The sequence below is a fragment of the Vibrio sp. 1CM23M genome, from assembly GCF_023161755.1.
Classification (GTDB): domain Bacteria; phylum Pseudomonadota; class Gammaproteobacteria; order Enterobacterales; family Vibrionaceae; genus Vibrio; species Vibrio coralliirubri.
The window spans coordinates 197,465-221,113 of sequence record NZ_JALNTR010000003.1; the positions used below are offsets into that span (position 1 = coordinate 197,465).

Genomic DNA, 23,649 nt, shown 5'->3' on the forward strand with positions numbered 1-23,649 from the left:
TAGAGAATCACACGATTAAGCGAATGAATCCGTTATTCGATGGATAGAGCTATTGAGCGATGGGTTTGCCACTGGCTAAGCAACCACCACCGCAGTGCCACTAGCAGACACCATCAACATGCCATTACCTGTACCCAAGACTTCATAATCGATGTCGACACCCACCACCGCGTTGGCACCTGCTTCAATCGCTTTCTGTTCTAACTCTTTGAATGCGTAGTTACGTGCTTTTTCCAGTTCTTTCTCGTAGGTGCCAGAACGCCCACCCACAAAGTCACGAATTCCTGAAAACATATCTTTGAAAACGTTCACCCCTAGAATGGCTTCCCCGGCAATAACTCCTTTGTAATCGACAATGCGCTTGCCTTCGACTGATTGTGTGGTGGTAATAATCATAATGGCCTCTTGTAAGCTTGCTGAGCTGTCACTCGCTTATTGATTGATAGTTTGGTCTTGTTCCTGAATGTCATCGTTCAGTGCTGTCTCTGAGCGTGTGAATTCATGTCTTAACCATGTTCTCAGTTTTAGCACACTTTCTTGTTTTAATTTGTTTTTCGGGCAAACAAAGTAAAAATCTTGGTGCGGGTTAGCAACCGGTTTACCCAATTCGACAAGCATCCCATGGCTGATGTCATCTTTCACAAACAAGCGATGCGTTACTAGTACGCCTAACGAACGAATTGCAGCTTGCACCGCTTGAATGGAGACATCGAACGTCAGATTGCTATGGAATGTGGGCATTGGGATTTGGTAATTGTCGCACCACACTTGCCAGTCGTGTTGTCGCCTGAGGTTAAAAACGCCAATGGTTGGGTTTTGTTTGACGAGTTGCTCAACGCTCAATCCGGCCTGGTTTTTTAATAGAGTAGGGCTGCACACCAAGACCAAATCATCGTCGCCCAGTTTCTCGCTGTAATATTGCTCCCATTCGTTGGGTTTGCCATGTACGAGCGCAACATCGACCCCTTCCTGCTCAATATCGAAAGGGCCTGTTAGCGTCGAAATACGGATATCAAGTGAGGGAGCGAAGGCTTGGAAGTCGGGAACTCGTGGGATCCACCAGTGCATCGCGAGCGAATTGACCATGTTGAGGGTAATGCGGTGGTCGTTAGGCGTTCTGGCAAGCTCTTCGGTCGCCTCTATCACTTGCTCTAGTGCGGGCGCGACTTTTCGGTAATATCGCTTACCTGCGGCATTCAGAACAACACGACGACCGACTCGTTGAAACAGAGGCTTGTTGACCAGTTGTTCTAACGACTTGATCGCTTGGCTTACCGCAGAGTGACTGACGTACAGCACCCGAGCGGCGTCGGTCATGCTGCCAGTCTCAGCGACAGCAATGAAAGCGTAAACGGATTTAAGCGGAACGAGTTTTTTCATTGGTAAGTTTTCCTTACAGTTATGGTTAATATTACTCGCTATTTTTCATTACGTCACGCCTCTAAAATAGATGTCATAGGAGGTGATAATTATGTCTGATATTACCAAGGCGACGACTTTCATGTTGTTGTCGACGTTCAGTTTGTCTTTAAGCGGCTTGATGGCAAAGTATCTATCTGAAGTGATGCCCACTTCGTTACTCAGTTTTGTGCGTTTTTTGTTACCCAGTCTGTTCTTATTTCTTTTTCTGACTTTTTACAAAATCAGCAAGCCGACACGAGAAATGTGGAAACCTTTGGTGATGCGGGCGATCTTTATGGTGGCGTGTCAGTGGTGTTTCCTTACTTCACTGCAAACCTTAACGCTGGTTGAAGGGGTTGTGTTGTTCAGTACGGGTCCTCTGTTTATTCCATTGTTAGAAAAGTTAATATTTAGAACCAAGATTCATACAACGACGATAGTGTGTTTAGCTGTTACCTTTGTTGGCGTAGTGATGATGGCAGGGGATTGGTCGCAGTTTGAGTTTGGTTCGGAGTTCTTTAGACCTGCGCTTCTGCTTGGGCTTCTCGCGGGGGTATTTAATTCTGGCTCGCAAGTGAGTTTGTACCGAGCGTCTAAAACTAGCCTGACACCAGCAGAGCTTAACGCGTGGACCTTTTTAGTTGCGGCAATTATTGTGATACCAATGGTGGTGTTTACTTCTGTTTCTGCGGTGCCTGATGTACTTGAAAGTGCAGAGAAAGGAACCTTGTCGGCTTTATTGTCTTTTGACGATTTACGCTGGATTGCTCTCGGAGCACTTGGCCTTGCACTGTTTACTATCAATACCCAAATCTTCCGTTCTAAGGCGTATAAGCTCGCAGACAGTGGCTCCCAATTAGCACCTCTGATTTTTACTAACATGCTGTTTAGCGCGCTTTGGCAGGGTTTGTTCTTTGATGATGTGTTTTCTACACAGCAGATGATTGGCATTAACCTAATTGTCGTGGCGAGCATCACCAATACATTGCTGGCAAAAAGACACAGCAAGGCGAAAGCCAAACAAAAACCGCACACCACAGTGGCTGTTGCGACTGTAGTGGACGTTGCGGTATTGGACTCGGCAGCTAAAAGCTAACCATTGAGCTATGGCTTATCCTCTGAATGGTTAACTTAAAACTTAGAACAATGAGCGTATGTACTCTTTTACTCGGTTTATGTGTTCGTTCGGGTCAATCTCGCAGCGTTGGTTCATTTCTAGGAATCGCTCAGCGTATTTGTCGTAGATTTTGTTTTCTAAGAACAGCAAATACAGTTTGGGATCGATATGACCGCTGGTCGCCATGTCGGTCATGATGTTGAGTGATTCGCTTAAGAGTTTACCTTTCTTATACGGGCGATCACTCGAGGTGAGCGCTTCAAAGACATCTGCAATGGCCATCGCTCTGGACGGAAGAGGCAATTGGTCTTCGCTTAAGCCTCTTGGGTAGCCCTTGCCGTCGATACGCTCGTGGTGACCGCTGGCGATATCCGGAATGTTTTGAAGGTAAGGCGGGTAAGGCAGCTTATTGAGCATGGTGAAGGTTTGAATAATATGATCGTTGATCATAAAACGTTCTTCATCATTTAACGTACCACGGCGTACTTTCAAATTGTGCAGTTCACCTTGGTTGTATTTAACTTCTCCGGGCTTAAGTACAAACGCTTCTTGCCATACATCAGCAGGGTTAAAGCCATTGTCCCAAGGTATTTTATGCTCCGGTTTGTCAGCAAGCAGAGGCTCCATGACAGGCAAACCCTTTTCCTGACTTGTTGGTTCCGTTCTCTCTTTCTCAACCCCATCTTTTGGAGTGTTGAACCTCTCTTTTTCAGACCAAGATAGCCCCAATTGATCATCCAGTGTGCGTTTCCATTGGCGTTTGGCTATTTGATCTAAGCGTTCTAGCTGCTCTTCCGTCATAGATTCTCCACCAAGGTTACACTCAGCAACAAAGGCAAACTCCTCATCCAGTTCAGCCAGGTTTTGTTCGAGTATTTTGAGTTGTTCTTCTTGAAGCGCACCGTTTGCCATGGCTTTCCAGTAGTCGGTTTCCGCTTGCTGTTTCAACAACTCAAAACGCATTCGCACTTCGTGGATTCGGTCGTAAATCGTTTCCAGTTTTGTTGCCTTGTCTACCACATATTCAGGCGTGGTCACCTTGCCGCAGTCATGAAGCCAAGCGGCGAGCATCAACTCTTCCCACTGTTTACTGTCCAATGAGAATTGCGGGTAATAGCGGTCATCATCTATGGTTGCTTGAGTTAGCCATTTGGTGAGCTCAGGCACTCGTTGACAATGCCCACCCGTGTAAGGTGACTTGGTATCAATCGCCGACGCAATCAGCTCAATAAAGGCGTTAAGCATGTCTTTTTGTTGCTGCATCTGGTCAATGTTGTCTTTCGCTATTTCCGCAAAGCTGAGCAGCTCTCGTAAAAAGGCGTGCTTGTCTGCCTGCATCTTGGTGATCGGTCTTTCATAGCCAATTGCCACAATCCCTACCAACAGTTTCTCTCGGTTTAATAGTGGAAATAGGTACAGGTCTGAATTGAAGATCGAATCTTGGTAATAGTTGAGAACATTGTCTTCTCGGTTTAAATGGATTGTCTCGCCAGACTTAAGCTGACACAGCAACCAAGGCGTGTGTTTGATGAAGTCATTGATGTCGGCCTTAAAAGGCAGAATGGCAAGGTTGGCCGCCGTATCAAACACGTCTTTCTCTTTTGATTGAGTGAAGAGGACAATGGTTTCTGCTTTGGTAATTAAATAGCTTTGATGAGCAATGTTCTTGGCTAAGATCGAAAACTCCTGATTCCCGGCCGTGTCTCGAAGTAGGGTAATCAGATCATGAAGCGTGTGTTCCATTAGCTCAATCGAGTGGGCGAGGTTAGCCACTTCTTGAATCATGCTTTTGGGATAATGAGTACGCCTGAAGTCGAACCGAGCGATGTTGTCGGTGAGTTGCATCAGCGTATTGAGTGGCTGAGACAAGCGATTAGCAACAAACCATACGATAGCGAAACAGATGAACAGCATCCCAATCGCGACCGCAACTTGTTTATCTCGCATCGAGATAAGATCAGCGAGCAGCTCATTGTGTGGCGTCGCTTCTGCCAAGTATAAGGTGACATTTTGAGTCAGTTGAACTGGCGTTAGCGTTAATGCCCAAGTGTTTAAGTTGTACTCAACGTTTTTTAGATTGAGGTTAAACTTCTCTTCATCAGAGATAAGCGGCGCTATGACGGACGCTTTCAATGCTTCCATCTGTTCACGTTTGGGCACATTAAAGAAGCTTTGGTCTTGCTCACTGCCAGAGAGTTTTCCCCTCGTTTGGTTGTTCGTTTGCTCAGTTTTACTTGTGTCATCAGACTGGGAGTTAGGCTTGGGTATTGATAACTCAAGTTGATGCTGGCCGAGAAGGTTAAAATGTTGATCGAACAGGGCGAGTCGGGTTTGCGGAGAATAAGCCAATTCACTGATCTGAGAAGAGAGCGAACTCAACGTAAAGTCGGCACCAACCACATGCTTGCCATCGGCAGAACGCCTAGAGAGTGTAATGCCATTGGTTTGCAGGAAATAGAACAGATAGGGCTCAGAGAGTTGTATTGAGCCGTCAGGCTTTGCGTTACGAAACCAAGGACGAGTGGTGGGGTTGAACTTACTCTCTGCTTGTCTAGTACTGATCACTTGATGTGCGCCATCAAGGAAGGAAATAAAGTTTTCACCGTCTAGATTGGTGCTGCTGACCATCATGGTCGCTTTAGCGGGGGCGTTGTTTTCGGCTCTCTGTTTATTGGTGCTTAATGGACGAAAGATTCTAAAGTCACCATCTTCAGAACCATAAAATAGAGCGATCAAATTGGTGTTTTTCTTGAAGATGATATCGACTGAAGCAAGCCAAGAGTCTTTTTCGACAGCGGAAGTTTGATGAGCAACAAACGGGCTCACCGCCATCACATTTAAGGTTGTGATTACAGGGGCAATGGCTTGTTTAAATACTGATTCCAGCTTGTCGCGATGCTCATTACTGATCTCGCGCACTGTGCCTAACAGCAACTCTTGAGAGTGCCGATAACTTATCGAAATCAATACCGCACCGACAAGTGTTGTCAAAATTAGGAAAAGGCTAGTGATGTGGATACTCAGCGGATATCGTCTTCTTCTCATCTAACACTCCAGTTTGTAGACTGGTTTAAGTATTGACGAACTTGGGTAGGTTGCAAAAAATTGGCGCAATTACCGAGTGTGTACGGTTTTACTTAGATAAGACCAAGTGTTGGCTGGTTCGGTTAGCGACGTATTCTTGTGTTGTGTAAATGAACCAGTAATAAACCTTTATGTTTGGGTGCTAATTGTCACTTTCAGCTGATAAACTGGTCGAATTGTTGTCATTAGGCACTCATCTTCTGAAGCATTCTTTTCCTGAAAGAGATTCAGAGTTACTTTCTGAAAAACGTATTTTGACCGAGCGAAGAGGGCATTGATTCATGGAACTCAAAGTAGATACTCACACCCACACATACGCAAGTGGTCATGCTTACAGCACATTGATCGAAAACGCCAAGTCGGCAAAGCAAAATGGTTTAGCCATGTTTTGTACCACTGACCATTCAGAATCAATGCCGGGCGCTCCACACTATTGGTTCTTCAGTAACCAACGTGTACTTCCTCGTTTTATCGAAGAGGTTGCCATCATCCGTGGCGTTGAGTCGAACATCATGAACACTCAAGGTGAAATCGATATTCATCCGAGCGTTGATAAGAATCTGGATTGGGTGATTGCAAGCTTCCACGAGCCCGTTTTTCGTCCATCGGATGTCACTACCCATACAGAGGCTCTCATGAATGTGATTAAGGGCGGTCGAATTGATGCGCTTGGTCACTTAGGCAATCCTAATTTTGATTTCGATTTTGAAGCTGTTATTCAATGTGCGGTTGAGAACAACGTGGCGATTGAGATCAATAACACCACACTCAAAGGCAATAGCCGAGTTGGCAGTGTTGACCGCTGCTATGAGATTGCAAGAATAGCGAAAGCGAAGGGTGCATTTATTACAACAGGCAGCGATGCGCATTTCTGTTTAGATGTCGGTGGCTTAGACTTAGTCGCAGCATTGTTAGATGAAGTGGGTGTAGATTCGAGTAAAGTGATCACTCATTCGCCAAAGCAGTTCCTAGCCTTTTTGGCCTTGCGCGGTCGTAATGAAATCCCAGAATATTCAGAACTTGTTTAAGAGAATGTCGGCGGGTTTGCATTTCGACACAATCAATTTTTGTGCCTGACAGATTTTTGTATACACTAGCCGAAAATAATAAAGTCGAAGTGCCACAGTAATGATGGCTCTAACTTCAAAGACACCGCTTCACTTGGAGAAACAATGAAAACTCGCTCAATCCTTTTATCTGGCTTAATCGCTGCTTCAGTATTGTCTGGCAACGCATTTGCTAATGTAGACCTTAAGAAAAACATGCAAGAAATGAAGCTTGCGTTCAAACAAGCGGCAGAAGCTCAAAGCATTGAAGAGATGCAAAAGCCTATCGTTCGTTTAGATACGCTAGTGGCAGAACTGAAAACGGGTGTTTACCCAGTCGAGAAAGAAGACAACTTCATGGAAGGTTTCAAAAAGATCAGTGCATCACTGGATAGCATTGAGCAGAAGCTAGACCAAGGTGACTTAGCGTCGGCACAGCAAGAACTTCGTACTATTGACGGCCTTCGTGAAGAGTACCATGAGAAGCGTAACCCAAGCATCTGGAGCAAGATCTTCGGTTAATTCGTTAATCATGAGTTTGCTAGATAGGTAACAAAGAGCAAACCTCAAGATTCGATCTCTAAAACGCCGCCTTACTTTCCCCTCTTTAGAGGAAGGTGTAAGGCGGCGTTTTTTATTGTCTCTTTTATCGAAAGTCTGCTGCAAAGAGATGAGTAATACTTTCTTAACTTTAGTGTTGTAACCAGTATTTAACGAAAAAGAGTGTGCGTTAGCTTCAATTTTTTAACTTGCTGTTAATCTTTACGTTTACCTAGATTCCAAGTCGCTCATAATAAGGGAAATTTATAAAGACTTGGAATAATGCGCCGAACCTCGTTCAACTTCTCCATGTTACTTGCAACAGCATTAAGCTGGGCGCTAGTGACATTAATGCCTGTTATCAATGCTCATGGTAATAGTGCGGGAGTATGGGCGTCGTTATGTACGGTCAATGGCTTTGAATTGGTTCAAATCGAAGAAGGTGAACCTAATACTCACAAAGGAAAGCCGTGCCCGTTTAGCCATTTTTCCACGTTTCACCAAGATGAACTTCCCACTACACTACTGACAACTCGACTGAGTTCTATTGTCTCCGACAGCTACGCTTTTTTGGCTCTAAGCGAACGCTACACGAGGCAAGCCCCACGCGGCCCTCCCTTTGTTATTGCTTAAACCTAACCCATTAAAATAATTAAAAAATAAAGTATTAAGTAAAGTTAAACATGCTCAGATTACTTTCTGATTTTTCAGAAGGTATGTTTGCGTGTGTCAAAGGAAATTATAATGTTGAGAAATGAATCTCAAACCCCTGCGAAAGCACAAGCAACTTCGCAGTCTAAAAGCAGTGCAGCAACCGGTTCGAAAACCAATATAAAAAGCAAAGACCGCAATAAAACCCTCTATTTCCTCACATGGCGCTGGCACTTCTATGCTGGCCTATTCGTTATCCCGTTTATGTTAATGCTGAGTATTACAGGTTTGGTGATGCTGTTTGATGATGAAATCGAGTTAGCTTTTCATCACGATGCGATCGAGATTGTTGCATCGGGCGAGCCGATTAAAGTGTCACAACAGTTAGCTGCAGTACAACTTCAATACCCACAAGGTTCGGTGACACAGTTTGTTCCGAGCAAAGCGCCTGATCTCGCTAACCGCTTTTCGGTATCATTTGAAGACGGAACGTCTGTTTTCGCCACTGTGAATCAATACACTGGCGAAGTGGTTGGAGAGATTCCGCGTAGCGACAGCCTGTACCAACTCGCGAATGACATCCACGGCACTTTGTTGATTGGTGATTGGGGTGATTACCTGATTGAAGTCGCAATAAGCTTGTCTATTCTGTTGCTCGTCAGTGGCATTTACTTATGGTTACCGAGAGATAACGCGAGCCGAGCTGGTTTTCTTAAGCTTCGATTTGGTTCAGGAACGCGTATTTTAATGCGTGATCTGCATGCGAACATCGGTGGTACCTTATCGCTTATTCTGTTGTTGTTTATTCTATCTGGATTGGCATGGACAGGTTTTTGGGGCGGTAAGCTTGTTCAAGCATGGAGCACTTTCCCTGCTCAAATGTGGGACGATATTCCATTATCAGATAAGACGCATGCGTCTCTTAACCATGGTTCAGAAGAAGAGCTCCCTTGGAACTTGGAGCAAACACCATTGCCTTTGTCTCAAGATAAGCCAGCAGAACACGTTCATCATGTGGAAGAGGCTACGGAACCTCACGACCACTCTAAGATGGGTGAAGAGCACTCTCAACATATGTTGTCAGCAAGCAACTTCGACATTGATGACGTTACTGAAAAAGCATATTCACTTGGCTTTACGCAATACAAGGTCAATTTCCCGCGTTCAGAAACGGGCGTTTACACGGTCACAGCCAATACAATGGGTGGTGATATCATCGATCCAACGCAGGATCGTACCACGCACCTCGACCAATATTCTGGTCGTATTCTGGGTGAGGTGACATGGCAAGATTATAACTTCATTGCCAAGACGTTAGCGGTTGGTATTTCATTGCACCAAGGTGACATCAGCATCATCAATAAGCTTCTAAATGCCTTGTTTTGCTTGGCGTTCATTGTTGTGTCTGTGACTGGCGGTGTGATGTGGTGGATGCGCAGACCTTCAGGTCAAAGAAAGCTTGGCTCGCCACCGAAGTTTGGTGATGCAGGGCTTTGGAAAGCAGGCTTAGTGACGGTGATAGTTATTTCAGCGCTGTTTCCACTGGCGGGTGCGACGATCGTGACAGCCATGCTATTGGATTGGTTACTGTTCTCGCGTGTCGAGAAATTCAAGACGGCATTGAGTTAATTGATACACAAACTGACCTTCTGTTTGAGGAGGTCAGTTTCATTAATCAGATGACATGCTCTGTTTATTAAGAAGACGTTAGACTTGATAAAGCTCTATATTTGGTAAAGCTCTAACGGAAGCCCGTCAGGATCGGCAAAAAAGGTAAATGTTTTACCTGTAAACTCATCAACTCGGATCGGTTCGACTTCGATTCCTTGTCCTTCCAAATAGCTTTTGACTTGTTGAACGTCATCAACACAAAAGGCTAAGTGTCTTAGCCCTTGAGCTTCAGGAAAGCTAGGTCTTTCTGGTGCGTTAGGGAAGCTGAATAGCTCTATCTGAGCACCATTAGGTAGCGCTAAATCAAGTTTGTACGACTGGCGAGCCTCTCGATAGTTTTCGGCAATTATCTCGAGTTTCAAAATCTCAGTGTAAAAGTGTTTCGACGCGTCGTAGTTTGAACAGATTATGGCCGCGTGGTGTATTCCTTTCAGCATCAGTTTATTTCTCCTGCCAACTTGTCACCTAAGTGCTCCATGGCGTAATCAATGAACACACGCAGTCGAGCGGGCATGTACTTGGTTTGAGCAAACTGCATCGCAATCGCACCATGGTAATTACTCTTGATGGTCCAATCTTCCAACACTTGTACTACAGACCCTTCAGCTAACGCATCTTGAATCACGAAGTCATGGAAAATACCGACGCCGAGACCTTCTTTTACACCTTTTAGTCGCATCTGCGAGTGGTTAACTGCGTAACGCCCACTGACAGGTACCGTGTGAAATTCATCATCTTTAAGGAAGTCCCAAATGTGGTCTTTGTCTGTCTCTGCAAGGTATAAACAGTCGTGTTCAGACAGTTCGGTAGGGTGGTGAGGAATCCCTTTGGCATCTAAATAGTCAGGGCTTGCACACAACACGAGATTTGTTTTGCCTAACTCTTTCAATACTAAGCTTTCGTCGGGTTTATCTGTCAGGCGGAATGCGATGTCGATACCTTGCCGTAAAATATCGATGTCGCCATCAGCCGCTCTCAATTTAAGTTGGATTTCTGGATACTGATTTAAGAAAGGCACAATAAAGGGCTGCAAAACCGAATTCAAGAAGGCTTCTGGTGCCGCTACCGTTATCGAGCCTGCAGGTTCGGTATGGTCGGAGGTAGACAGTTCAACTGCTTGTTGAGCTGCGTTGATCATCACCACGCTCTGGTCGTAAACCAATTGACCCGCTTGCGTGATGATAAGGGTACGAGTGGTACGCTCAAACAGTTTCACCGATAGCGCTTTTTCCAAGCGAGTGATGAGCTTACTCAAGGCTGACGGTGTCACGCCTAACTGTTTTGCTGCAGCCGTAAAACTACCTTCGTTAACCACCAAAATGAACGAGGCGAGATCCGGAAGCAGGGCGATGAGTTTTGGGTTAATCATAAGTATCCAGTTAAGCGAGTTTCAACGATGAACTTAATGGTAATTGTGAGCGATTTACTTTGATTTGTGAATCAATTTCATTAATTAACTGACGTGGTAAGGCGATGTTGAAGGCTTCATTTATTAACGAGCTTAAGTGAACTACACTGATAAAAAAGCTAGGTAAGTGACCGATGAATAAAGAGAATTTTTCAGAAGAGTTAAAAAGGCTCCGCGAAGCAACCTCAATTTCTCAAGAAGAATTTGCAGAGTTACTTTCCCATTCTCATCGAGCATTTTCCGGTGTTAATCAGGTGATGGTGAGCCAGTGGGAAAGGGCAAAGACATTGCCTAGTTTTGTTCGTCGCCTTGGTATCGCAAGCTTCTTTCAGGTGGAGTATGACTTTTCAGTGGAAGAGATGGTTCAAGTCAAAGCTGCAACCAAGAATATGGAACGTCCGTTTAGTGCCGAGATCGGTTACGACTATGAGGTTACCAGCGTAGAGTCATACAACATGGGTTCGCTTCCTGCGAAAAGGATTAAGTCTATACAAGGGATGCACCTCAAAACTTATGGCAAAGACTTTATCGAGGTTGCTCAGTATCTCGGGGTGAGAAAAGAAGATATGCAGGTGCTTTGCTTCTTGTTCGAGGGCGTCATTATCGGGCATGTGGTTTACGACGGCCTCAGCAAAATGCTTTGCAGTGTTGGTGCAGTCAGCGTCGTGATCCGACGTAAGATCTTCGATTACATGGCAGATAATTTGGCTGGCACTGAATTTCGTTTTCCGACTCTTGACCCTGCAATGTCCCAGTTTCTTTATGATCTCTACTTAGAGCCGTACATGAGCAAACTCGGCATGCCATTTTTCAAGGCTGATATAAAGAAAGTGGTGAATAACCCATTCTCTCAGAACATCCAAAACAAACACGATATTTACTTCAAATGCATTCGATATCATGACCTTAAGCAGAAAAAGAAAAGCGTCGAGTTTGTCTTAAGTTAACCTTGCTTGAGTTCGCACTCTTACATGACAAGTCTAAGGTCAGTCAAAGGCAGTGGCTTTGAATATAGAAAGCCCTGATAGCTATCAAAACCTAGCTGGTGGACGAGTTGATGTGTATCCGTATCTTCAACACCTTCTGCCACGGTTTCAATTCCAGACTCTTTGCAGTACGCCAACGTGCGCTTCACCAAGTCCGAACGTGCTGGTTCTGCGCTATTCACGATTGATTTATCAAACTTCACTTCATCGACATTAAGGCTCATCACTTTATTCATATCTGAATAGCCAATACCAAAATCGTCGATTGAGATTTTAATGCCAAGAGATTGAAAGCGTTTAATCTGCTCACAAAGTTGGTCATCCAACTGATCGTTTTCGCTGAGTTCAAAAGTAAGCTGCTTTGCTTTGAACGAGGTATTCCAAAGCAATTCACGAACCTTTTCCACGTTATCAGGGTTAGCCAGCACCTTCTTGCTGATATTAACCGCCAAGTTCAAGTGAGATGAGAGAGATTTTACCTCTGTCAGTGACTGTTCAAGAACACTAAAGAAGATCTCTGCCTCGTAACCCAATGCAAACGCACGATCAATAAACACACCTGGAGAGAAAATCCCTTCTTCTGGAATATCTAAACGAAACAGCGCTTCAACCCCAGTCACTTTCTCGATACTAGGTTCAACCTTTGGCTGATAAAAGCAGGTGTGCCAGTCGTTTTCGAAGGCTTCTTGAATGATGTGGTCTGATAGGTTCATGTGTTTGGTTTCTCTTCTCATCGTGTTTCATTTGTATAGCGGCGTTGCTGGTGCGCATTCTGAGAGAAGCGGGCATTCATCACTATATCGTTTTGAGATGAAAAATTGAGATTTGATATGAAAGCGAAATTAGACGGAAATTAAAGGTGATTTGGCGTTTAAAAGAGCAAGTGAAGGGCGTTAATGTGCCCTGTGTCACTGGGATGAACTATTATTCATGCCTGTGGTTCATTAATGTTTTTCCAACTAAAGGGATAATCGGAACGGGGATGTTCAACTAGAATATAGGCATAAGTTTTACAGTGTAAATGATCGTGTTGAGATCGTTTGCATCCCTACATAAAGCGGCGCGCGATGCTGCGAAATAATAACTAGGAAGGAATGAGACAATGTCTTCTGCATTTTACCAACAGATTCAAACTCAAATCGAAGAAGTTAAAGAAGAAGGTCTTTACAAGTCTGAGCGCATTATTACTTCTGCACAAAAAGCAGCGGTTTCTATCTCGACTGGTGAAGAAGTACTAAACTTCTGTGCAAACAACTACTTAGGTCTTGCTAACCACCCAGCTCTTATCGAAGCAGCTAAAGATGGTATGGATCAGCACGGTTTTGGTATGGCTTCAGTACGTTTCATCTGTGGTACTCAAGATTCTCACAAAGAACTAGAGCAAAAGCTTTCTACGTTCCTAGGTAAAGAAGACACTATCCTTTACACATCTTGTTTTGATGCAAACGCTGGTTTATTCGAAACAATTCTAGGTAAAGAAGACGCAATCATCTCTGACGCACTAAACCACGCATCTATCATCGATGGCGTTCGTCTGTGTAAAGCAATGCGTTTCCGTTACTCGAACAACAACATGGAAGAGCTAGAGCAGCAACTTATCGCTGCTAAAGAAGCTGGCGCTCGTCACACACTAATCGTAACTGACGGTGTGTTCTCAATGGACGGCGTAGTGGCTAACCTTCCTGCTATCTGTGACCTTGCAGACAAGTACGACGCACTAGTAATGGTTGATGACTCTCACGCAGTGGGCTTCATGGGCGAAAACGGCGCGGGTACTCACGAGTTCCACAACGTTGTAGACCGTATCGATATCATCACTGGTACGCTAGGTAAAGCAATGGGTGGCGCTTCAGGCGGTTACACTTCTGGTAAGAAAGAAGTGATCGACTGGCTACGTCAGCGTTCTCGTCCATACCTATTCTCTAACTCTGTTGCACCTGCAATCGTATCTGCGTCTATCCGCGTTCTAGATCTTCTAGCGGAATCTGGCGACCTACGTACTCAACTATGGGAAAACTCTGCTCACTTCCGTACTCGCATGGAAGAAGCTGGCTTCACTATGGGTGGTGCAGATCATGCAATCATCCCAATTATGCTTGGTGATGCAAAAGTAGCGGCTGAGTTCGCTGAGCGCGCACTAGAGAAAGGCATCTACGTTGTAGGTTTCTCTTTCCCTGTAGTACCAAAAGGTCAAGCTCGTATCCGTACGCAAATGTCTGCTGCACACTCTCGTGAGCAACTAGACCGCGCAATCGATGCGTTCATCCAAGTTGGTAAAGACATGGGTATCATCTAATTTTAAAGGGGTGCCACGAGCATCCTTTAATTAGATAGAGCAACACCCAGTAGAACATATAGATTTTTGATTCTCGCCTTACAGTTAGGCGAGATGAACTAGGTAACATTATGAAAATTAAAGCACTTTCTAAGCTTAAGCCTGAAGAAGGCATCTGGATGACCGAGGTTGAAAAACCTGAAATGGGTCATAATGATCTTCTTATCCGTATTAAGAAAACCGCAATTTGTGGTACTGACGTACATATCTACAACTGGGATGAGTGGTCACAAAACACAATCCCAGTACCTATGGTAGTGGGTCACGAATACGTGGGTGAAGTTGTTGGCATCGGCCAAGAAGTTCGTGGTTTTGAAATCGGCGACCGTGTATCTGGCGAAGGTCACATCACATGTGGTCACTGTCGTAACTGTCGTGGCGGCCGTACTCACCTTTGTCGTAACACAACAGGTGTTGGTGTTAACCGCACTGGTGCGTTCTCTGAGTTCCTTGTGATCCCTGCGTTCAACGCATTTAAGATCCCTGCAGAAATCTCTGACGATCTCGCTTCAATCTTTGACCCGTTTGGTAACGCAGTACACACAGCGCTTTCTTTCGACTTAGTAGGCGAAGACGTGCTAATTACTGGTGCTGGTCCAATCGGTATCATGGCTGCAGCTGTTGCTAAGCACGTTGGTGCTCGTCACGTTGTAATCACTGATGTAAACGAATACCGCCTAGATCTTGCTAAGAAAATGGGTGTGACTCGCGCAGTAAACGTGATGGAAGAGAAGCTTGAAGACGTAATGTCTGATCTTGGCATGACTGAAGGCTTCGATGTAGGCCTAGAAATGTCTGGTAACCCATCTGCGTTCAACAGCATGCTGACTAACATGAACCACGGCGGTAAGATCTCTCTACTAGGTATTCCACCATCAGATATGGCAGTAGACTGGAACCAAGTTATCTTTAAAGGTTTGGTTATCAAAGGTATCTACGGTCGTGAGATGTTCGAAACTTGGTATAAGATGGCTTCTTTGATTCAATCTGGCCTAGATCTAACACCAATCATTACACACCACTACAAAGTGGACGACTTCCAGAAAGGCTTCGACATGATGCGCTCTGGTATGTCTGGTAAAGTAATTCTTGATTGGGAATAAGCCAAACGAGTAAACACTCCCGAGCTTCCTGATTAATTGAAAATGCCTCAAAGCGATTTGGGGCATTTTTGTATCCAAATTTTACCAAGGGTTAACTTATCTCTCTGTCACTTAATGGCCATTTTACTGCCCAGTAATCTCTAAAATACTCAATAAGCAGTTATATCTTATTGTTTTACTATTGAAGAGAGGGCTCATGGCTTGTAAACCACTTGCACTGATAATCACTGGACTATTATTAACGCCGAATTTTGCTAGCGCTAAGGTCGACATTTCTAAATCTGAAAGCGATCAAGCGGCAGAACAGGCAGCAAAGGAACTTGCAAACCCAAATACAGCTTACGCTAGCCTCAATCTAAAGCTGCAATATTCAGGTGGTTACGATGGTGGAGGGGACAGTTTCGCTACAGTATTACAACCAACTCTCCCTTTCCCCATGGATAACGGCGACAAAGTGATCTTCCGCCCGGCTATCTCTTACGTACAGAACGATTTCCATGTGGACACACCAGCAAGCTCGCAGCGTATGGATCAGTCAGGCTTTACAGACATCTCATTTGATTTAGCTTATGCGCCTAAAATGGAGGGCGGTACTATTGTCGCGTTTGGTCTCTTTGCTTCGTTGCCAACGGGCAGTAGTGACTTAACGGCGGATCAATTTGCAGTCGGGCCAGAGTTTATGGTCGGGAAGGCGAGTAGTGAACGAGTTGTCGGTATGTTCCCCAACCACTTGTATGGCGTTTCTGGAGACGGAGCCAACCATTCTGATACTCGAATCAACAAGACATCGACACAAGTGTTTTGGGTAGAGATATTAGGTGGTGGTTGGACGGTTGGCTCTGCGCCGACATTCACCTATGACTGGAATAAGGATCAGGCGGAAATTCCGTTAAACATCAGTGTTAGTAAAACAACGGTTCTGAATGGACGCCCTTGGAAATTTGGCATTGAAGCGAACTATTACCTTGAGAAAGACGAAAAAGTGCATCCAGATTTTATGTTGAGCTTTAATATCAGCCCTGTGGTGGAAAATAAATTGGCGTCTTTATTTGACTAGTTGTATTTCCCTTATGATATTAAATAGGCTAAAGCTTGATATTAATTGGGATGGCTTTAGCCAATTAGCTGAATATGTCACTCCAACATATATTGAATGAAGCGTAGATAAAATAACCAAAGATGAGTGTTAAAAATAACCAAACACCAATGTCTTTTTTAAATTTATCAAGGATATTTCTCATTCTGTATATTCCTCGTAACTTAAACTCACTAAAAATTTGGTTTTCTACCAACCGGATTTGGTCTACATTTTCGGTTTTTAATAAACAGCGCTAATGGCGAGTTCGTGACAATCTCTTGCCTTGCTTCTTCTATCTCTTTGAGTTGTTTACAGTGAGCAAATTGAAACGGGTTACAGTAGCTTTTCTTGGTGTAGCCAAATACATTGGTGTGGTAGCAGATAAACCATTCGTCACTGCTAAAGCTAGATACAACGATGCCCATGTCGTAAAACTCTAACAGCCCATTCGCGTCAATGTTTATGCTTTGCGCTCTGATTCGATAATCTAGGTACTGACCTTTAACTAGCTTTGTCGATTTTACTTTCCAATTCTTCATCTCTACTCCTATAGGAAAATGTTCTTTGTGGGAGTGTTCGGTTCTTTGAGATAAGTCATTTGGGATAACTTTATTCTATAACCATTCATATATTTATTGTTATACGGTTTCGGAGTATGGCGACTTTCAATCTTGCAGGACTTGGCTTGTCGCCATACTTTCCTTTTCGTGGGGGTTCTATCTCTAAGTTTCGTTTTCTCTATGAGGGTAGATGCTAAACACATACGGCTTGCTACGCAATATGACAGATGTATGTATAAATTTAACCGATGTTAAATTTCTTTGAATGTTAACAATGCCAAGACAGTAGAAATATAGTAATTAATCGAGTGTGGTTTATGAAGGAAGTAGAAATAGTTGTTTGGTAGGTTCTAATCATTAAATATAAGTATGAACTTAAAGTTTTAATTGCTGTTTCATTACCTCTTTATAACGCGTATAAAAAATCCGACATTGGCAAACCAATATCGGATTTAAAATTCAGCAGATTGTTGGCGCTAGTCGTATTAACCAGCAGCAACTTGCATGATGAGGCCACAGATGTAAGCGCCGTATGTACCGAGAGCGTAACCCAATACCGCCATTAGGATACCTACTGGTGCCAATGCTGGGTGGAATGCAGCCGCGACGATAGGTGCCGATGCAGCGCCGCCTACGTTAGCTTGGCTACCTACAGCCATGAAGAACAATGGTGCACGAATTAGCTTCGCCATTACAATCATCAGAAGGGCATGAATAGTTAACCATGTAATACCAATGAAGAAGTAACCTGGGTTGTCTAAGATAGCTGTCACATCCATTTGCATACCGATGGTTGCAACTAGGATGTAGATGAACGCTGAACCGACTTTTGACGCGCCGCTGTGCTCAAGGCTGCGTGTAGATTTGAAGCATGAAGCGATCAGCGCGAACGTTGTCACCATTACGATCAGCCAGAAGAAGCCAGATGTTAGGCTGTATTTCGCAAGCTCTGGCGCGTTGGTTGAGATCCATGGTGCAATCATGTCACTGAATAAGTGAGCTAAACCCGTCAAACCGAAAGCAATTGCCGTGATCTTCATAAGATCGGTTGTTGTTGTTGGGCGAGCGTTCTCTTCTTGGTATTTAGATACCGTCTCTTTTAGCTCTTCGATAGATGATGTGTCTGCTTTTAACCATGCATCAATTTTCTTCTGGCGACCTGCCATGATAAGTAACACGGCCATCCAAATGTTCGCACAGATAACATCAACCGTAATCATTGCAGAGAATAGTTGATCATCAACCTCGAACACTTCTTTCATTGCTGCTTGGTTCGCACCGCCGCCGATCCAAGAACCAGCGACAGTTGTAAGGCCACGCCATACATCGCCAGATACGAGGTCAGGGTTAACTTGGTCGATAATTAAAATCGCCAAAGGGCCACCAATGATGATGCCGACAGTACCCGTTAGGAACATGATGACGGCTTTTGAGCCAAGGCCGAAGATTTTGCGTAAGTCAGCTGAGATGATCAGTAGAACGAGTGCGCTTGGTAATAGGTAGCGACTTGCAACAAAGTACAGCTTTGAGTTTGATGCGTCGATGATGCCTAGGCTGTTCAATAGAGAAGGAACAAAGTAGCAGAGCAATAGACCCGGAACGAACGAGTAGAATTTTTTCAGTGCGCTATTTTGGCTACTTTCCGTGATAAAAACACCGCCAAGAATAACAGCTAACATGCCCATTATTACAGCATCATTAGTAATCATTATTATATCTCCTTTAAGGTGAGCGCAAAGGTCTCACTTTTTGAATTGCAGGACTATACCGACAACCGCCATTCGTTACAAATTGTAACGATAGACACACTTTGAAATGTTTATGTTAATTTTGATGGTTTGAGTTTGTGAATGTCGTGCGTTATTTATTTGATTGATGAATGGGTTTGTTGGGGCTTTTGCGAAGTATTTCGATATATGCAATGTAATTCAAGCCTTAGCGAGTGGTCGCTATGAATTGGGTGGGTGCTTGAATGGCAGGAATGAGTGCATATATAGCCATGTTTATGGTGTGGTTTATGCAGGGTTGGAATGTTTCAATAATGTAAAAATTGAATCCACTTTTGCTATGTGGTCAGAAATTAAAAATTTTAGCTAGATCACACAAATCTCTCGGATTATGAGTTTCAGCTCCTGAGACTTGTGCTGAGTTGACGTTTTGTAGGAGGTAAATGAAAGAAAAAGCGGCTTAAATAGCCGCTTTTGATGGTTGAATAGCATGGTTATCTAGATCTGTAGTCTAGATTCTGCTTAAGACTCTTCTTCCTCAAAGCCATCTGCATAGCCTTTTGGTGGCGGTGTCCAACCACGCTCAGAGCGAGAGTGTTTGTCTGAACGGTCTTTTTTCATGTCTTCTTTCATTGCTTCTTCAAGGTGAATGAAGATTTGTCGGTAGTTGTTGTCGTAGCGTGGATTCTCTTCCGCTTCAGACCAAGCTTGGTAAAGTTTCTCAGACTTACGACTCTCAACGCGTTGATACGTCGATTTTTGCTGCTCGACGAAGAATGGGTGATGACCTAAAGAGCGCAAGGCTTGTGCGCCCATTTCAAGAGCAGAATGGTAGGTCTCTGATTCCACGAAGTCTGCACCTGCTTCTCGTAAGCGATAACTATGACCACGGTCGAATGCGCGGGCTAAGATTTTCACTTTAGGGTAGGTGTGTTTAACGTACTTCACTAACTCAACGCTTGAGTCTTGGTTATCGATTGCTACCACTAGCATCGCGGCTTCTTCGATTCCGGCGGTATGCAATAAGTCGTGACGAGTCGCATCACCAAAGTAAGATTTGATATTGATAGAGCGCAGTAAGTCTACTTGGTTCGCTTGGTGATCCAGAACCACAGTATTGACATCGTTCGACACCAGCAAGCGGTTAACGATTTGACCGAATCGACCAATGCCCGCAATGATAACGGTACCTTTCTCTTCGATGGTATCTTCTTCGCGGTCGTTAGATTTTTGTTCGTAACGAGGAAGAATCACTTTATCAAACAGAATGAACAGCCCTGGTGTTAGGAACATTGAAAGTGCCACAACCAGCGACAGTGTTTGGACGATGTCAGCAGGTAATACGTGGTTTTGAGCTGAGAAGCTTAGTAGTACAAAACCAAACTCACCGGCTTGCGCCAAGCTCAGTGTAAACAGCCAACGGTCACTGTTTTTGATTTTGAAGATCAATGCCAACGTAAATAGCACCAAGGCTTTAAGAAGCATAACGCCAAGGGTTAGGCCAATGATCAAACCAAAGTCGTTGAATAGAACATCAAAGTTGATGCCTGCACCTACGGTGATGAAGAACAAGCCAAGTAGCAGCCCTTTAAACGGGTCGATATTAGACTCAAGTTCGTGGCGGAATTCACTGTTCGCTAAAACCACACCCGCAAGGAAGGTACCCAAAGCCGGTGACAGGCCGACTAGGCTCATCAGTGCAGCAATACCAATCACCAACATCAGTGCGGTTGCAGTAAATATTTCACGCAGGCCTGAGCTTGCCACGAAGCGGAACAGTGGACGACTCAAGAAGTGTCCGCCGACCACAACAATCGCAATAGATGCTGTGATCACAAGGCCATATGCCCAACCGGGTAGGCCAGCAACAAGGCTTAACTCTTCATGGTGATCAGAAGCCGAAGCGACCGCGCTTTGTGCAGCTTCGATTAATTCTGGCAAGGCTAAAAGAGGGATAAATGCCAACATAGGGATGACGGCAATATCTTGGAACAGTAGGACTGAGAAAGCGTTCTTTCCGCCTTCTGTTTTGGATAGCCCTTTTTCGTTAAAGGTTTGGAGAACAATCGCGGTAGATGACAGTGCGAAGATCAAACCGATAGTCAGCGCAATGGTCCAAGGTTGTCCGAAGAAAAGGGCGATACCCATTACAATCGCGGTCGTGCCACCAACTTGTAGGCCACCCAGCCCCATAAGTCGGTTTCTCATTGCCCAAAGCATCTTAGGTTCAAGTTCAAGACCGACTAAGAACAGCATCATAACCACACCGAACTCGGCAAAGTGTTGAATGGTTGTGGTCTCTTCACCAACTAGGCCAATGATTGGACCGATCACAACACCAGCAATGAGATAACCCAATACAGAACCAAGACCAAGTCTTTTGGCAATAGGCACGGCAATAACTGCTGCGACCAAGTAGATAAAAGCTTGTAGAAAATATCCCGTCATTATTTAACCTCTGCCATTAGTTCTTCTACGTAGTGGTTGAGTTTTTCTGCTTTGCTGGCTTTCTTGATATTGATCTTGCCGGCAACTAACGCCTCTAACAGCACTTTATAGCTATCGACATGCTCCTGAATGCGGTTTTCTTCCAACGCGGTACGCGAGCCAAATAACGCAAAGGGTGCAAGATAGTTCATCCCACACAGAGAAGCGGTTTGTTCGATTGGATGAAGCAGTTCTCGAATCGTGAAATGGTTATAACCATCACTTTGGTAGGCGTCTTTTTTGCCACCTGCAGTAATGCTACATAACAATTTCTTGCCTTGTAGTTCGTTGCCGTCGGTGCCGTAAGCGAAGCCGTATTCTAGAACGAGATCTTGCCACTCTTTAAGAATTGCCGGTGTTGAGTACCAATATAGTGGGAACTGAAAAATGATGATGTCATGGTCTAACAGGCGTTTCTGTTCTCGGTCGATGTTGATTTTAAATGTTGGGTATTCAGCGTAGAGATCGACGCAGGTAACACCGTCAACGCGTTTGGCTTGTTCAAATAAGGGTTTGTTTGCTTCAGAACGATGTTGAGAAGGGTGGGCGAATAGCACCAAGACTCGATTTTTCGACATATAGCCCTCTTTGTTCATTAACGAATAATATTTATTGGAATTATAGTTATACAATAATAGAAGAATGGTTGAACAACAACGAATTAGCCCATACTTATCTAGTTAGATACGCGTGTTTTTAGGGACTTAATTATATAAAACACCCGTCAATTTGAGTATTTCCGGCACACGCAGCCGATGACTGCGTAAAACTAATTATTCGCTAATAATAAAAGCGAATAGGTGCATTTTATGTCACCGTTGGCGGGTAACGTAAATAATCCAATAACCCTACATAGAACGATAATGAATAAAGGAAAAACTATGAGCATGGACTTGCGTCAACAATGTGATTTGTTGCTTTCCGGTCATCTAGAACCGACACCAGCACAAACATTCGCTCAGATGGCTGAATGGTGTGAAACACACAATGTGAGCCATGATAGCTACGGTGATGGCGAGTTTATCGAGAGCTTTGAAAACAAGGTCGCAGAGCTGCTTGGTTATGAAGCTGCCGTGTTTGTTATTACCGGGACGATGAACCAACCCACAGCATTAGAAATTGCGTGCCAAGAGAAAAGAAACCCGGTAGTAGCGATGCATGAATCGAGTCATATCATTCGCCATGAACGCCAAGGGTACCAGCTCCAAAATCGTTTCAACGTGCTTCCAGTCGGCAACGTATTTCGCACTTGGAATGTTGATGACTTAAAGGCGTGGCCTGATGAGATCGCCGCCGCTCTGTATGAATTACCGATGCGCGAAATTGGCGGTCAATTGCCAGAGTGGGAAGAGCTTGAAGCTATAAAGCAGTACTGCAAAGAACAATCGATTCACCTTCATATGGATGGTGCACGTTTGTGGGAGTGCGGCGCGTATTACCAGAAACCATACAGCGAGATTGCTCAGGGCTTCGATAGTGCTTATGTTTCGCTGTATAAAGGTCTCAATGGCCTTGGTGGTTCGTTATTATTGGGCGATAAAGCCTTTGTAGCGAAAGCATCGGCGTGGATGAAGCGCCAAGGTGGCAATGTTTATCACCGAACGCCTTATGTGGTTTCAGCAGCAATGCAGTTTGATGAGCGATTAGAACTGATGCCTGCTTTATACGAACGAACCAAACAGGTTTATCAAATCCTACAAGATTACCCTCAGTTTACGGTTAACCCACAACAACCGCAGGTCAACATGCTTCACCTCTATTTACCTGTGAGCTACGAAAACGGCATTATCGTGAGAGATAACATCGCGAAGAAACACAAGGTTTGGATAGGAAACCCAGCGATCAGCGAACTGCCAAATCAATGTAAGATTGAATGGTATGTAGGTGATAACTTACTTAATTTGCCTGATCATGAGCTGATCGACATTCTTGATTTTATTAACGAAGAGCTGATTTGATTAACTAAGGGTTAATTTGATTGCGGAAGAGTTGAGTTGATTACAGAAGAACGGACAGCAGAAGAACGGAGCTAATGGAAATGGATACAGGAAATCGGTCCGGTATCCATTTATGCAGCTAGGATGACTGGCTCTGTTACATATACTGGTTGATGTACACATCAACTAAGAACATGAACACTGGAACCGTGCTGAGAAGTCCGAAGAAGACGATTGGCACCCAGTTTTTGATTTTCTTTTTAGGTTGCTCAGTGTTATTCATAAATTCGGCCTTAAATTCGTTGTTGAGTCTGTTTAGCTTTTTGGTACTAAAAATCTAAGTGTATGGTATCAAAGAAATGGGTTTAGCCCTATGTAGATTTAGAGAACCGTGGTGTATATCAATCACATAAAATGTAAGTGATTCATAAACGGTTCATAAAGGTTCAACAATAATGAACCTATTAGAACAAGCATTGCCTTACTTGGCATATGAAATAAACAGCATTCAAAGATTT

Annotated in this window: 21 protein-coding genes; 10 read left to right on the plus strand and 11 right to left on the minus strand. The window is 44.2% G+C overall.

Annotated elements, in window-relative coordinates; genetic code table 11:
* Positions 1 to 75 precede the first annotated feature (75 nt).
* Both MSG35_RS11870 and MSG35_RS11875 read right to left on the minus strand, forming a co-directional pair.
* A complete protein-coding gene (locus MSG35_RS11870) occupies positions 76 to 396 on the minus strand; it encodes a heavy metal-binding domain-containing protein (RefSeq protein WP_004730185.1) in 321 nt (106 codons plus the stop codon).
* A gap of 36 nt (positions 397 to 432) precedes the next feature.
* Complete coding sequence (locus tag MSG35_RS11875) at positions 433 to 1,380, minus strand: LysR substrate-binding domain-containing protein (protein WP_061038439.1); 948 nt, start codon at positions 1,378 to 1,380, stop codon at positions 433 to 435.
* 91 nt (positions 1,381 to 1,471) lie between these two features.
* Here MSG35_RS11875 and MSG35_RS11880 point away from each other — a divergent pair, with 91 nt between their 5' ends.
* Entirely contained in the window at positions 1,472 to 2,497 is a 1,026-nt protein-coding gene (locus MSG35_RS11880) for a DMT family transporter (protein ID WP_248384011.1), read from the plus strand.
* A gap of 42 nt (positions 2,498 to 2,539) precedes the next feature.
* Here the strand turns inward: MSG35_RS11880 and MSG35_RS11885 are convergent, their stop codons facing one another.
* Entirely contained in the window at positions 2,540 to 5,563 is a 3,024-nt protein-coding gene (locus MSG35_RS11885; protein WP_248384012.1) for an HD domain-containing phosphohydrolase, read from the minus strand.
* A gap of 320 nt (positions 5,564 to 5,883) precedes the next feature.
* On the opposite strand from MSG35_RS11885, the gene MSG35_RS11890 reads away from it, so the two are divergent.
* The 4 genes from MSG35_RS11890 to MSG35_RS11905 all read left to right on the plus strand — a co-directional run bounded on the left by MSG35_RS11890 (position 5,884) and on the right by MSG35_RS11905 (position 9,468).
* Positions 5,884 to 6,630 (plus strand): phosphatase, encoded by a 747-nt coding sequence (locus MSG35_RS11890; RefSeq protein ID WP_248384013.1) that lies wholly within the window; start codon positions 5,884 to 5,886, stop codon positions 6,628 to 6,630.
* A 144-nt stretch (positions 6,631 to 6,774) separates the two neighbouring features.
* Positions 6,775 to 7,170, plus strand: a complete 396-nt coding sequence (locus MSG35_RS11895) for a cytochrome b562 (protein WP_017059534.1) — start codon at positions 6,775 to 6,777, stop codon at positions 7,168 to 7,170.
* Positions 7,171 to 7,470: 300 nt separating this feature from the next.
* A complete protein-coding gene (locus tag MSG35_RS11900) occupies positions 7,471 to 7,821 on the plus strand; it encodes a hypothetical protein (RefSeq protein ID WP_048612954.1) in 351 nt (116 codons plus the stop codon).
* Positions 7,822 to 7,932: 111 nt separating this feature from the next.
* Complete coding sequence (locus MSG35_RS11905) at positions 7,933 to 9,468, plus strand: PepSY domain-containing protein (RefSeq protein WP_248384014.1); 1,536 nt, start codon at positions 7,933 to 7,935, stop codon at positions 9,466 to 9,468.
* A gap of 95 nt (positions 9,469 to 9,563) precedes the next feature.
* On the opposite strand, the gene MSG35_RS11910 is transcribed toward MSG35_RS11905, so the two are convergent.
* Both MSG35_RS11910 and MSG35_RS11915 read right to left on the minus strand, forming a co-directional pair.
* Complete coding sequence (locus tag MSG35_RS11910; protein WP_248384015.1) at positions 9,564 to 9,947, minus strand: VOC family protein; 384 nt, start codon at positions 9,945 to 9,947, stop codon at positions 9,564 to 9,566.
* A complete protein-coding gene (locus MSG35_RS11915) occupies positions 9,947 to 10,879 on the minus strand; it encodes a LysR family transcriptional regulator (RefSeq protein WP_017071151.1) in 933 nt (310 codons plus the stop codon). The genes MSG35_RS11910 and MSG35_RS11915 overlap by 1 nt, the downstream gene beginning before the upstream one ends.
* Positions 10,880 to 11,052: 173 nt before the next feature.
* On the opposite strand from MSG35_RS11915, the gene MSG35_RS11920 reads away from it, so the two are divergent.
* Complete coding sequence (locus tag MSG35_RS11920; protein WP_061038434.1) at positions 11,053 to 11,865, plus strand: helix-turn-helix transcriptional regulator; 813 nt, start codon at positions 11,053 to 11,055, stop codon at positions 11,863 to 11,865.
* A gap of 20 nt (positions 11,866 to 11,885) precedes the next feature.
* On the opposite strand, the gene MSG35_RS11925 is transcribed toward MSG35_RS11920, so the two are convergent.
* Positions 11,886 to 12,638 (minus strand): EAL domain-containing protein, encoded by a 753-nt coding sequence (locus MSG35_RS11925; RefSeq protein ID WP_248384016.1) that lies wholly within the window; start codon positions 12,636 to 12,638, stop codon positions 11,886 to 11,888.
* A gap of 368 nt (positions 12,639 to 13,006) precedes the next feature.
* Here MSG35_RS11925 and MSG35_RS11930 point away from each other — a divergent pair, with 368 nt between their 5' ends.
* The 3 genes from MSG35_RS11930 to MSG35_RS11940 all read left to right on the plus strand — a co-directional run bounded on the left by MSG35_RS11930 (position 13,007) and on the right by MSG35_RS11940 (position 16,399).
* Positions 13,007 to 14,200 (plus strand): glycine C-acetyltransferase, encoded by a 1,194-nt coding sequence (locus MSG35_RS11930; RefSeq protein ID WP_017064793.1) that lies wholly within the window; start codon positions 13,007 to 13,009, stop codon positions 14,198 to 14,200.
* A gap of 110 nt (positions 14,201 to 14,310) precedes the next feature.
* Positions 14,311 to 15,342, plus strand: coding sequence for an L-threonine 3-dehydrogenase (gene tdh / locus MSG35_RS11935; RefSeq protein ID WP_017059546.1), 1,032 nt, complete (start codon positions 14,311 to 14,313; stop codon positions 15,340 to 15,342).
* Between the two features lie 196 nt (positions 15,343 to 15,538).
* Positions 15,539 to 16,399, plus strand: coding sequence for a transporter (locus MSG35_RS11940; RefSeq protein ID WP_248384017.1), 861 nt, complete (start codon positions 15,539 to 15,541; stop codon positions 16,397 to 16,399).
* Between the two features lie 212 nt (positions 16,400 to 16,611).
* On the opposite strand, the gene MSG35_RS11945 is transcribed toward MSG35_RS11940, so the two are convergent.
* The 4 genes from MSG35_RS11945 to MSG35_RS11960 form a co-directional block, all read right to left on the minus strand.
* On the minus strand, positions 16,612 to 16,959 hold the full coding sequence (locus tag MSG35_RS11945; protein WP_048608772.1) for a hypothetical protein: 348 nt from the start codon (positions 16,957 to 16,959) through the stop codon (positions 16,612 to 16,614).
* A 506-nt stretch (positions 16,960 to 17,465) separates the two neighbouring features.
* Complete coding sequence (locus tag MSG35_RS11950; protein ID WP_046223963.1) at positions 17,466 to 18,689, minus strand: DUF819 family protein; 1,224 nt, start codon at positions 18,687 to 18,689, stop codon at positions 17,466 to 17,468.
* A 540-nt stretch (positions 18,690 to 19,229) separates the two neighbouring features.
* Positions 19,230 to 21,155, minus strand: coding sequence for a monovalent cation:proton antiporter-2 (CPA2) family protein (locus tag MSG35_RS11955; protein ID WP_048663377.1), 1,926 nt, complete (start codon positions 21,153 to 21,155; stop codon positions 19,230 to 19,232).
* Positions 21,155 to 21,772 (minus strand): NAD(P)H-dependent oxidoreductase, encoded by a 618-nt coding sequence (locus MSG35_RS11960; protein ID WP_061038431.1) that lies wholly within the window; start codon positions 21,770 to 21,772, stop codon positions 21,155 to 21,157. The genes MSG35_RS11955 and MSG35_RS11960 overlap by 1 nt, the downstream gene beginning before the upstream one ends.
* A 303-nt stretch (positions 21,773 to 22,075) precedes the next feature.
* Here MSG35_RS11960 and MSG35_RS11965 point away from each other — a divergent pair, with 303 nt between their 5' ends.
* Complete coding sequence (locus MSG35_RS11965) at positions 22,076 to 23,152, plus strand: beta-eliminating lyase-related protein (RefSeq protein ID WP_248384018.1); 1,077 nt, start codon at positions 22,076 to 22,078, stop codon at positions 23,150 to 23,152.
* 136 nt (positions 23,153 to 23,288) lie between these two features.
* Here the strand turns inward: MSG35_RS11965 and MSG35_RS24040 are convergent, their stop codons facing one another.
* Positions 23,289 to 23,414: a hypothetical protein gene (locus tag MSG35_RS24040; protein WP_017075772.1), complete on the minus strand. Its 126-nt coding sequence runs from the start codon at positions 23,412 to 23,414 to the stop codon at positions 23,289 to 23,291.
* Positions 23,415 to 23,649: the final 235 nt, after the last annotated feature.